General features: G+C 33.4%; 13 protein-coding genes. 3 read left to right on the top strand and 10 right to left on the bottom strand.

The features are described 5' to 3' along the window. Positions 1-52 precede the first annotated feature (52 nt). Both F1003_RS00830 and F1003_RS00825 read left to right on the top strand, forming a co-directional pair. Positions 53-691, top strand: coding sequence for an alpha/beta hydrolase (locus F1003_RS00830; protein ID WP_155087309.1), 639 nt, complete (start codon positions 53-55; stop codon positions 689-691). Positions 692-1,070: 379 nt separating this feature from the next. After that, a complete protein-coding gene (locus tag F1003_RS00825) occupies positions 1,071-1,643 on the top strand; it encodes a GNAT family N-acetyltransferase (protein WP_155087308.1) in 573 nt (190 codons plus the stop codon). 1 nt (position 1,644) lies between these two features. Here the strand turns inward: F1003_RS00825 and F1003_RS00820 are convergent, their stop codons facing one another. From F1003_RS00820 to F1003_RS00780, 9 genes are all read right to left on the bottom strand, one after another. Next, positions 1,645-2,928: a hypothetical protein gene (locus F1003_RS00820; RefSeq protein WP_155087307.1), complete on the bottom strand. Its 1,284-nt coding sequence runs from the start codon at positions 2,926-2,928 to the stop codon at positions 1,645-1,647. Positions 2,929-3,119: 191 nt separating this feature from the next. After that, positions 3,120-3,443, bottom strand: a complete 324-nt coding sequence (locus tag F1003_RS00815) for a YtxH domain-containing protein (protein ID WP_155087306.1) — start codon at positions 3,441-3,443, stop codon at positions 3,120-3,122. A 138-nt stretch (positions 3,444-3,581) separates the two neighbouring features. Then, the gene (locus tag F1003_RS00810) at positions 3,582-4,463 is read right to left on the bottom strand and encodes a peptidylprolyl isomerase (protein WP_155087305.1); all 882 of its coding nucleotides are present in this window, start codon (positions 4,461-4,463) and stop codon (positions 3,582-3,584) included. Positions 4,464-4,523: 60 nt separating this feature from the next. Then, positions 4,524-5,273, bottom strand: coding sequence for a DUF6090 family protein (locus F1003_RS00805; protein WP_155087304.1), 750 nt, complete (start codon positions 5,271-5,273; stop codon positions 4,524-4,526). 5 nt (positions 5,274-5,278) lie between these two features. Further along, the gene (locus tag F1003_RS00800) at positions 5,279-6,265 is read right to left on the bottom strand and encodes a DUF6090 family protein (RefSeq protein WP_155087303.1); all 987 of its coding nucleotides are present in this window, start codon (positions 6,263-6,265) and stop codon (positions 5,279-5,281) included. Positions 6,266-6,333: 68 nt separating this feature from the next. Then, entirely contained in the window at positions 6,334-7,068 is a 735-nt protein-coding gene (locus F1003_RS00795) for a DUF6090 family protein (protein ID WP_155087302.1), read from the bottom strand. 6 nt (positions 7,069-7,074) lie between these two features. After that, positions 7,075-8,091, bottom strand: a complete 1,017-nt coding sequence (locus F1003_RS00790) for a hypothetical protein (RefSeq protein WP_155087301.1) — start codon at positions 8,089-8,091, stop codon at positions 7,075-7,077. A 16-nt stretch (positions 8,092-8,107) separates the two neighbouring features. Then, complete coding sequence (locus F1003_RS00785) at positions 8,108-8,848, bottom strand: DUF6090 family protein (RefSeq protein WP_155087300.1); 741 nt, start codon at positions 8,846-8,848, stop codon at positions 8,108-8,110. 4 nt (positions 8,849-8,852) lie between these two features. Next, a complete protein-coding gene (locus F1003_RS00780; RefSeq protein WP_155087299.1) occupies positions 8,853-9,884 on the bottom strand; it encodes a hypothetical protein in 1,032 nt (343 codons plus the stop codon). A 289-nt stretch (positions 9,885-10,173) separates the two neighbouring features. Between F1003_RS00780 and F1003_RS00775 the strand changes: the two genes are divergently transcribed. Further along, entirely contained in the window at positions 10,174-11,079 is a 906-nt protein-coding gene (locus tag F1003_RS00775) for an AraC family transcriptional regulator (RefSeq protein ID WP_306461420.1), read from the top strand. A 107-nt stretch (positions 11,080-11,186) separates the two neighbouring features. Here F1003_RS00775 and F1003_RS00770 read toward each other — a convergent pair. Continuing rightward, positions 11,187-12,326: tail fiber domain-containing protein (locus F1003_RS00770; RefSeq protein WP_202913868.1), on the bottom strand; the 1,140-nt coding region annotated here is incomplete at its 5' end.

Here is a 12,326-nt window from a genome sequence, read left to right as displayed (position 1 = left end):
GAAAGCAGTATTTTTAAAGTCGTTTACAAAAATACTGAAACTACCAAGAATAATGAATTCCGAAGAAAAAGAAATCACCTACCAAACCAGCAACTCCTACTCTACTTTAAACCAACTTACAGAACGTACTAACAACGTGTGGTTTGTATGTCATGGCATGGGTTATTTGAGTCGCTATTTTCTCAAATATTTTAAAGAATTAAATGCTAAAGAAAACTACATCATCGCTCCACAAGCTCCAAGCAAATACTATATTCAGCCGAAAATGCATGTTGGCGCTAATTGGTTAACACGAGACAACACAGAAGCGGGAACCAAAAATATTATTAGTTATTTTGACGCCATTTTTGAAGCTGAGGAAATCCCTGAAGATGTCAACTTTATTGTTTTTGGCTATTCTCAAGGTGTAAGCGTTGCTATGCGTTATATGGCTAGACGACAGTTGCAATGTCATCAACTGGTGTTGCATTCTGGTGGTATTCCTAAAGAGTTAAAAGTGGAAGATTTTGCGTACTTAGAAGAAGACACTAAAGTAAAATTGATTTACGGTACTGAAGATGAGTATTTGGATACAGCTCGCATTGAGGAAGAATCTGCTAGAGCTATTAACCTTTTTGGAGATCGTGTTACGATTCTTCCTTTTGAAGGGAAACATGTGGTTAATGTGGATTATATAAATGATTTGGTTTGAGTCTGTCATTCCTGCGCAGGCAGGAATCTAATTATATTATAATACAACATATCATTGAGCAATTTCGATTGTGTTTAAATGTGAACACACGCGTTTCTCTAAAGCTTTAGCGTAAGAACAGTCGAAGTGCTATTGTATTTAAGAACTTTTTCTTTCATTCATTTTGTCTTGATACAAAACGAATCAAAAAATCAAAACGATTTGTTAGGAAATTGCAAAGCACCATTCGCCAATATATCATGGTTTATTTTCAATTTATATTTTACCTTTCAATCCTTGAATATAGTTTTAATAGTCTTTTGGGCTCATTATTTCTGAAAATCGTTGCTTCCGACGTTGTCGGAATTTCAAGTCAATAAGAATATATTAGTTTTGATTTATGAATATACCAACCCTAGAAAACAGTAGAGTAAAACTTAGTCTCTTAGACCTGAGCAACTACAAACATTTAGAATCCATTGCCCAAGAAAAAGATCTCATTTTCTATTCTCCATCAGATATTTCTTCACCAGAAAAATTGAGGGACTATGTACAAGTGGCTGTGGATGGCTATTACCATAAAACCACAATTCCGTTTTTAGTTTATGATAAAGAAAAGCAAGCTTATGCTGGTTCTACGCGTTTTGGACTCATCAACTGGAAGAACAAAGTGTTGCATATCGGCTGGACATGGATAGGACACCGTTTTCAAGGTACAGGACTTAATATTAACATGAAGCTTTTAATGCTAGAATATGCTTTTGAAACTTTGGAATTCGAAAAAGTGGAATTCAGGATTGATGAGCGCAACAAAAAGTCTCGTAGAGCTGTGGAAAAGTTGGGTGCAACACTTGAAGGTATCTTTAGAAAGGATACTGTGATGAATGATGGTTTTAGGCGTAGTACTTGTTGTTATGGCATTTTAAAAGAAGAATGGAACACCATTAAAGAAAACCTACAGCTCCTAATCTAAATTATTGGTAACATTCAAAGCAGCTCAATAATTCTTTGGGTAAGCTAATATCATCAGATCCATTTAAAGGTTCTGTTACCTTGCCTTGGTCTTGTATAATGTTATGAAATTTAAGTGCATATGCCTTTAGATCATTTCTGCGACTCTTTATTTTTCCCAATATGTCATCAGCATCCAAATCCCTTATATGTTGAGGCCAAACGTTTAGAGACTCCTCTAAGGCAGCATCAGTAAGCAATTCTTGTAATGCATTAGCTTCTTGTATAAAGAAATCTTTTGGAGTATTCAGCAGAAAATAACGATCAAACGGATACACATACCCTTCCATATAATCGATATCCTCATCAAAAGGACGCAGTTCTGTTACCACTTCTTTTCGTGATAATATCAATGGAATAATACCTTCTAAATGAAAAAAGGCATTGTCCCTATCACCAGCAATCGGTATCGCTTTATAGATGGAATCCTTTTTTTGAACTGCCCAACCCCATTGTTTGGTGTGTCTGTCCCAATCGCCAATTAACATGTCAAACAATCGGCTTCTTACCAATGCTGGAATATCTACATGGAGGCTGTCCTTGAGTTCTAATTTCATTTCCTGTAAATCATCAGTCTCTACAATCTCAACAATATCGTTATACTTAGTATAATTGATGTCACTTTCGGTTTCATATTCCAATAAATACAGACGATTGCCATAATCCTCATTAAATTGTTTTAATTTGGGTTGTTTTGGAACAAAAACCATTTGCGGACTCGTATGCAACACATTGGCTTTTTCAGCCAACTCAGCCACTAAAATTGCGGCAAAAGGATGTTGTGCAGAGATACCATCTACAACAATATTTTCTAAGTTTAATGTTTTTAAAAATTCTGGGATTAATTTTTCTGCATCCTTATTGACGCTACGTAAGGTGTAGGTGACACTATCAGCACCTTTTAGTTTTAGGGAATGCGTCTGTTTGCCTCCACCTTCTTTTAAGATGGTCATGCCACCTTTTAGGGTATCTAAAAACACAATGGGTACTTTTACCTTGGCCGACCAAGCCGCTCTGTATTGTTCTCCTTGAAATAATCTTTTAATGTCATCGGCTTTATACAAATCGCTTGGCACCAATTCCACGGAATCGTAATCCCTAAAGTTGGTGGTTTCTAAATCCTCAATGTTTTGGATAATGGCCTTAGTGTATATCTTGTCCGTACTACCGACCGACGAATATAATAGAAATATAAAAACCGTAACAATGATAAGAAGCGTTACGATGATGATGCGTTTAATTTTCAATGTATACGTAAAATTATAGTGTTAGCTTTCAAGTTATAAAGTTAGGTTTTATAACACTATAATTTTAACCTAAATACGTGATTTTAGAACTGATATGAGTTTATCTGAAGTTATAGTTCTTAAAAAATCTTGTATGGAAAAACAATTGTCTTCGCTCGCCTGTCAGCAGACAGGCAGGCAATGACATAGTGTTAGCTTGTTTGCTGAAGGTTTTTATTTTTTTCCTTAAGAATGGCCAATTGCTTTTCTAAAAAGGTAATGGCTTCTTCGGTTTTATAACTTGCTTTAGAGGCAAAATCCTTTAGGTCTTCCGTAAATTTATCCTTACCAGACTTAGCGGCTTTAGATAGATCTTCTTTAACTTCTGTAAAATCATCTACCAACTGGTCTTTAATCTCCTTACCTTCTTTTTTAAGTTTGTCTCTGGTAACACTTCCTTTTTCTGGCGCTAAAAGTACAACTGCTGCTGCTCCGATTAGTGCTCCTAAAACGAGCGCTCCTTTATACTGTATCATAATTTTTCTTTTTTTAAACTGTTGAACTTCTACCTGTCGGCAGACAGGTGTTTTACTTATGTGTCGTAGAAGTTGATGTTTTGTTACAAACTATTTACGTTGACAAGTTACACTATACACAAAGCTGAAGAACGTGTTTTAGTCATACAATTTTCTTTTAATCATCCTAGCTGAAATTATACGAATATCATTTATGGGATACTTCTGTTTATTGGTTTCAACCTGTGCAATACTATCAACAACATTCATCCCCTGGACAACTTCACCAAAAACGGTGTAGTTTTGATCTAAACGCGGTACACCACCAATGGTTTTGTAAACGTCTCTATGTGCGTCTGGCACTTTATATTTTTGCATTTTCTCAAGTTCTACAGTAGTTAAAGAATCTATTTTTTTACGAAGCGCAAGAAATTCTGTAATATCATCTTCGCTTGCTTCTTCGTCTGGTAATGCGATTAGTTTATGATATTTGGCAAATTCTTGTTTAAATTCTGGTTGATTAAAAACACTGTTCTTAGCCGTTAAAAAATTAATCTTTTCTGTGTGATTATCTATAGTGCTATCCGTTTGTTTTCCTGTTTGGATAATGTAAAACTGAAAACCACTGGATAAACGAGTTGGATTCATAAGATCTCGATTTCTCGCCGCGCCCAAAGCACCACGTTTATGAAAAAGATTGTTATCAAAGTCAGGCTCAATTGTATATGATAATTCTGGATCACCTTTAGGATTATAGGTTTGTGACATTTTACTCGTTGGGTTCCCAGCCTGAATGACATAATCATTTATTACCCGATGAAAAGTAATACCATCATAAAATTTTTGATTCACCAATTTTATAAAGTTGTTGCGATGCTTTGGTGTTTCATCAGATAAACGCAAAATAATTGTACCAAAGTCGGTTATCATCTCAACATCTTTTGATAAGTCGCTTTGTTTTACGCCTTCTTCTATTTCCTTGTCACATCCAAGAACAGCGAGAATTAAAAACCCTATGAGACATTTTGTAAAAACTTTCATAATTATGTTTTTAGTTTTTCTAATTTTTATATTGAACTATCATGAAATAATTGAAATTCTTCAAGTTTCTGATTTTCGAAGCTCTTTGCCTAATGGTATTAATAGTCTATTAATATAAATTAATTGCCTGTTAAGTAGTTCTTTATAACGTCTTGATAATTGGATTTGCTGATACATCAAACGCTTTAGAGCAGTTCTCTTTTCAGTTGTATTTAAGGTTACTGATTCTAATATAAAAAAGGTTTTATCTTGGGCTACAATGTCTAAATCCAATAGTTTTTCCAATAACATACCTTTCTTTTCAAATACTAAATCACTTCTCTTTTCATCTCCAAAGAATTCGGTTCTTGGGAAAGAAAGCTCATAAGTTTTAACAATTAAACTTCGTAAAGAATCATTCTTAATGTATTCTAGACCTTTTGATTTTAAAGTCTCATAGGCTCCTTTGTCATAATTTATTTTATTATCTAAACAGGATTGATTTAAGTTATACATAAAAATTGAATCCGTTTCAATATTTCCGCTGTTTAAAAAAGAGAGTATATAGTTGATGGCGTTATCTCTTCTTTTTACGTTGGTCATTATGTTGTCATTATTTTGAGCATCTCGTTTTAATGAAGTATATATTTCTGTAAGCGCCTGGTTTTCATAGACCCTATCTTTTCTATATTCATTCTGGGTATTGATCTGTAAGGCAATTAAAATTCCGATAACCACTAAAATGATTTCGCCAATAGCATATTTAAAGTACTTGGTGGCTTTACCCTGATTCATAAGGTTGTATCTTATTTTTCGGAAGAATTTTATCATAACTCTTATTTGATTTTTTTAAATTCCCGTCTTTGGCTACCATTAGATACAGTAAACCCAATAACTTCGTTTTTTGAGTTATATGATAATTCACCAAAAAGATGAGTCCTCATCATAAATGTGTGTTTTGAATCTGGATAAAAATTAAACACAAATTGATTTTCGGGATTACTATTACTATAACTTATGCTTAGCAATTTGTTATTCGCTCTTATAATCTCATGCGTACGAATACCATTAGTATATGTACCTAAGTAATGGTCGTAAGCTTTCGAGTTTTTTATTATCGTGGTATCCTTTACTATTTTGAGATAATTTGATAATTCTTCATAAGTATCTAAGGCATTTCGTCTAAATATATTAGTATATCTTTTGTGATTATTTAGATTTATAATTTGAAAATTTGCTACCAGGTTTAAGTAAGTAGAATCTGTGAGTAAATAGTTTATGGCTTCATCATTTAATTGATTGTTCATAATCATATTGTAATACCATTTTTTTTCGTTCTTATAGTTCTTAAAATACTCTAAAACTAAATTTGTTGTAATGTCATCCGTAAGATCAACTCGTTTTTTGTTGGTACCGTAAATTTCTTTTAGTTTAGAAATAATTGAATCTTGCTCTTTGGTAAAATCATCTTGTTTATCCATTAAATTTTTAAAGGCATCATCTGCTATTTCAACAGCTTCTTGACTCAATATAATAAATGCAGACATGCCTTTATTTGTGTAGTATTCATAATTAACATTTCTATTAACTACATCAAAAACTAGTTTGTCTTTACTTCTATATTGCTCAATGACATTATTTGCCTTTCCTATATTAAAAGCTAGTTCTTTATGAATCTGTTGCAATAAGGTTTTGGATTTTTCGGCAGCTTTTCTATCCTCGTTCCAATTATTAATTGAGAGCGCAATTAAAATACCAATCACCACAAGTACAATTTCTCCTACAGCGTATTTAAAGTACTTTGATGTTTTACTTTGTGCCATGAGATTGTATCTAATTCGGCGAAAAAACTTTATCATTATCCATTGCTTTAATTATGTTGTGATATTGACTATTCTATATGGTATTCTGTTTTAATTTTATCCATTAAAATGGTGCCTCGAGTTTTAAATTTATTCAACAATCTACTATAGGCTCTGTGCGATCTAGAATATGCAAAAAAATGACTCTTAAATAAGTCATCTTCAAAAATCATATCTACAAAGGTGGATCTATTATTGTTTATCCTATAATCTACTCGTATTCCTTTATATTGGATATGACTCGTTAATTCACTAAACTTATTAGTTAGAAATTTCTCATCTATTTCGATTTCAAATAGAAGTTGACCATATAACAATGACAAGGCTTCAGATAACTCATTATTAAGCTCGTAATTAAGCTCTATTTTAGATTCGAGCACACGTACTCCTGTGTCAATAATCTTAATGTCTGGGAAACCAGTTGTTGAAAAAAAATATTTTTGAAAATAATCAGTGTTTGTTAATAGGGAGTCTCGATTAACCTCTTCTCTAATAATCCGATCCATTAAAGAAAACCTAGCTTCCATGACTACAACGTCGCGTTCAATTTCTTTAGAAGAATTTTCAAAATCTTTAACAATACGTGCATATATATTTCTAATTTGATTTTTTTCTTTCTGCTTCTCATTCCAATTATTAATGGAGAGTGCAATTAAAATCCCAATCACCACAAGTACAATTTCGCCTATGGCGTATTTAAAGTATTTGGAAGTTTTGTTTTGTTCCATGAGCTTGTATCTAATTCGTCTAAAGAATTTTACCATAAGACTTTATTTAATTTTTTTCCAAATTATCTTTCGACCACCTCTATAGAAATTCATTCCTTTGACTTTGTTATCATTATCATAGGTTAAATTGCCATAGTATTGCTTATTCGTAAAAAGGGTTTTAGTATCAAGATATAGTGGATATTTTTCAACCTTAGTAGAATCGTTATTTTCAATTACAGTTTGTATGAAATGATTACCCTCCTCTTTAATGTGCAACGTAGAATTATCACTAGTATATGTTCCCAAATTATGTCTATAGCCAATCAAATCTTTTACTATCGCTGTATCAGGAGGGATATTTAAATGATGACTTAATTGAGCGTAGGTTATTATGGCGCTTTCTCTGAATTTTTTTACACCATTATTTTGCTGAGCAGGACCAATTGTATAAAAGTATGTAGCATCATTTATATATTCAGGATCAGTGAGGAAATAGTCAACCATATCGTCACTTATTGACTGGTAACTAATAAAGTTAGGGTACCATGGCTGTTCGTCTTTGTATTTTTTATGCAAATCAAAGATGAATTCATAAATTTCCGTATCTAAAAAGTCCACCTCTCCTTTAAAATTACTGTAGACGAGCTTTAATTTAGAGAGCAAGTCATCTTGCTCTTGGGACAATTTTTCGTCGGAATTCAATAATTTTTGAAATGTATCATCAGAAAGTTCTACTGCATTGCCACTAAATAATAAGTATGCATAACCATCAAGTTTGTAATTATCTTTAGTCGCTTTTTTATTAATTATTCTATAGTAGCAATAGTTCTGAAATCTAAAATAAGCGACCTTAGCATTTGCCTTTTCTATATTAAATTTAAGTTCCTTAAGTGTCTTTTTAAATAATAGATTTGTATAATCTGCAGCTTTACGTTCTTCATTCTTATTGTTAATGGAAAGCGCTATTAATATACCTATGACAACCAAAATGATTTCACCAACAGCGTAGAGCAAGTACTTCCCAACTTTGTTTGTGTTGAGTAAGTTTTGACGGATTTTACGAAAGGATTTTAGCATTAGTTAGCTGCGTTTGTTAATTTGTTTTTAGTGCATCAATTTCAATTTTAATATCATCAGCAACTTTTAAAGCAGCTTCTAATGTTTTCCTATGTATATATAAAAGTTGATATTTACCTCCTCTACTACTATTAATATGATAAAGTATTTTATCACTATGCTCTAAAAACTTTTTATAAGATAAGCTAGTCACTGTCAAATCTGTTCCATCATATCCAAAATAGGGTCCAATTTCACGACTTAAAATGTTGCTATAATCAATATTTTCAGTATTGTTTACTAATAAGGATAAGAACTCATAATCAAACTCATAGAGATTATTAATATCATCTCTTAAGGTCTCATTAGAGATAATGGATAGGCCTTTTTGTTTAGCTTCTTGAAAATGAGAATCATGTAAAATAATGAACGATTTTGCAACTGTGATGTAATGTAGTTCGGATACAAAATTTTTATTTAGTTCTTTTTTGTTTAATATATGGTCGATCAAAAAACTAACTGTTTCTATACCATTTCTAGTTCCACGAATATTGGTATTTAAATCGATGGTGTCCCTTAAAATGTCTTTTCTAATACCTTCTAAAATATCGATTTCAACAATTCTTTGCTTTCTTAATTCTTTTTGATTATTTAATTGGAGAGCTATTAAAATGCCAATTACAACTAATAAAACCTCTCCAATAGCATATAGTAAATACTTCCCAACTTTGTTTTTGTTCAGTAAGTTTTGGCGGATTTTCCTAAAGAATTTTATCATAACTCTAAGGATTTAGTTTGGTATAGGTGACTGGAATATGACCTTCGTGAATAGTCATGGTGATATAATCTCCTAAATTACTTTTATTAAAGATAAACACACCACCAATAGGATTAGCACTTGAAAACTTACTTTCAGAACTAACATGAATTAATCCATCTTCTTGCAATGGATGTTCTCTATTTACTATTAAAAAGCCATCATTGTTGATTGTTATCTCTGCTTTAGATTCATGGTTTGTGCTTCTAACATAGCTACCAACATAACGGTTTAGCACTTCCTCATCAGTAATAAAATCAAGTGAGTCTGTCATTTTGTTTAAGACAGATGCTATTTCCTCATAACACCTAACTGCATGTGCTCTATAAAACAAAATTGTTCTTCTATGATTTCTAATAACTATACCATGATATTTTTTAACTCTATTTTTATAGCGATAATCATTAAGTCTATACATTATGGCTTCTGTACTTTTTTTATGATCTGGTTCGGTATACCAAGGCTTTTCTGCAAGAATATCATTAGATTCAATAACATGGTCGTTCAGTCGTTTATTAAAACGTTCTACTGATTGCCTTCTGGTACCATGCAACTCATTCAAAAAAGAAACGGATTGACTATATTTTTCTGGAATGGCATCAATGTTACTCATTAAAACTTTATGAGCATTATCGGATGGGGTGTAAAAACCCATTGTTAAGGCTGCTCGCCATATAGGATCACTATCTTCTTTAGCATAGTCTTTATAAGTTAAGTCTGTGTTTAGCACTAAGCTTAGTAAAGAGTCCTTTCTTTGATAGATGTCAATATACGCTGTGCTTCTACTTATATCTGTTTCTAAATCTTTAAGTACGTCTTCAAAAATGGCATCGATTTTAGCTTCTGCTTTTTTTTGTTCGCTACGTTGGTTAAGATTTAAAGCAATGAGAATACCAACAATTACAAGTATGATTTCACCTAAGGCATAGAGTAAGTACTTCCCTATTTTGTTCTTTGTAAGTAGTTCTTTTCTAATAGTTCTAAAAAACTTAATCATAGCTTTTATTTTACTATTAAGTGAGTCCGCAAACGGCTATCTCAATCAAAGGTCTACCAGACCTCTGATTTTGTATGAACAAAATTCTGCTTCGATATTGAAAGAACTTTAGCATGAGGAAGTTGATTGATTGCTTTAAAGGTAGGTTAATTAATCGACAACCACACTATATAATTAACTCTAACTTTTTGATAATGAGTTTATTCTAATGATTCACACCTAAAGTGTTTTTATTTTATAGACAATTGCGCAAGATTGGAAAAGTAAAACACAAACAATACCTTTAGTTTTGTTATCCATAAACGATAGACCAATGGCAGAGCGACCAAAAGCAAAACAGCGTTATCAGGAAAACCTAAACTGTGTATTGGATTATATACATAACCATTTAGATTCTAAAATTGATATTGCACATTTGGCAGAGTTGTCCCATTTTTCAAAATATCATTTTCATCGTATCACTCGTGCTTTGTTGGGTGAGCCTTTGGGTGCTTATATTACACGAGCCCGTGTTGAGGCTGCAGCAAAACTAATTCGCTATTCGGATAATTCCATTGAAGACATTGCGTATAGTGTAGGTTTTGAAACTCCCTCTTCCCTATCTAAAGCGTTTAAAAATCATTTTGGCATTACTCCAAGCCAACATCGTAACAAAAAAGAAATAACTTGTGCTGAGCGCAGTCGAAGTATCAAAAAACAGAACATTATGAAAACAGAACTCAACATTAAAAAACCAAAAATTCAAGAGCTAGAAGATCAACAATGTTTGTACTATACTATGTATGGCGCTTATCAAGATCTAGACTATGGCTTGGCATGGGAAAAACTATGGGCAGAGGTAAAAGCACAGCAATTGTTTACCAAAGGTATTCGGCATAATGGCTTGCCTCACGATGATCCAAAGATTACGGAACCTAACAAAATCCGTTACGATGCATGTTTAATTATTCATAAAGATGCTAAACCCAATGGAGATGTTGGTGTTAAAACACTCAAAGGAGGTAAGTTTGCTACATTTCTATACCAAGGGAGTTACAAACACTTTGCTAAAGTTTATGATTATATGTTTAATGAATGGTTGCTCCAAACGGACTATGAGTTAAGAGATGCTCCTTGCAGAGAAAAATATATAAGTGATGCCAGACGTGCAGCCGAAGAGAAATTAAAAACTGAGTTTTATATTCCGATAAAGTAACCGCCTGTGTCAGTTTGAGCGCAGTCAAAAACCTCGTGTTATAAGTGTTTTAATATTTTGACTTCGGCTCAATATGACATTTATGTTTTCATTAAGCGCACCTAGTTTTATTCACGTTCATACTGCGCTTTCACCATCTCATATAACTCATCAAGCTTAGCTTTAAGTTCCATATTCTCTTGTTCTAAATTTTCAATCTTAGAGTTTAGAGCTTTTATGGATTGCACATATAGCGCATCATAAGTACCATAAGCCGTTTGATAAAACCCTTGGTTATCCATACTCACATTTTCAGGAAACACCTCTTTCAATTCCTGAGCTACAAATCCATATTGTTGCCCTTCCGGTCTGTTGTTTCCTGTTTGGTTATCGTCCCACTCATAAGTAACACCTCGCATTTGCAATAATTTCTGCAATGCGTCCGTCTCTCTAAACGTATTGATGTTTTTCTTTAAACGTCTATCACTATTTGCCAACCAATCACCTGCTGTAGTTTTTGAAGCATTTCCGTTGACTTCTAAGATATTGGTTGTTGGGATACGCATTATACCTGTTCTTCCATCTTTAAGTATTGTGAATGCATTATTGTTATTTGGAATTGAAGGAGTAGCATCTCCATTAGCAACTACAAACAATCTGTCATCTTCATCGCTAATTGTAATACTTGCAGGAGTATAAACCTCTTCATTAAATCCAAAAACCGTTTCGGAAAATGAATAGGCTCTTACATCGTTGCCTATGGCAACACTACGATCACCAGAAGCAATTGTTGATAAACCAATAGCTACACTATTATTTCCTGATGATTGAGAACCATTTCCGATAGCAACACTTGAGGATGCAGAAGCTGTGCCACCTTGCAATGCTATTGCAAAATCTCCCGATGTCGCACTGTTGATACCTGCCAAACTCTGGCTGCCTGCTGCGTTGCTGCCAGAAAATGAAACCGAACCTGAGCCAGATGCTGTCGCAAACTGACCAAAGGCGAAGCTTCCATCACCTGAGGCTGTATTATTGTAGCCAATAGCCGTTCCGTTGGCAGCAGTGACCGAGTTGGATGAACCTAATGCCAAACCATTGGTTGCCGATGACGATACTGTGCTTGAGCTTCCTATAGCGATGCCCTCTTGAGCTTCTGATGATGAATTTGGTCCTATTGAAATACTGGACTCTTCAGTAGCATTACCGCCTTGCAATGCTATTGCAAAAGTTCCCGATGTCGCACTGTTGATACCTGCCAGACTCTG

The sequence above is a fragment of the Winogradskyella ouciana genome, assembly GCF_009709615.1.
In the GTDB taxonomy this organism is placed as follows: domain Bacteria; phylum Bacteroidota; class Bacteroidia; order Flavobacteriales; family Flavobacteriaceae; genus Winogradskyella; species Winogradskyella ouciana.
This window is presented reverse-complemented; position numbering and strand designations above follow the sequence as displayed.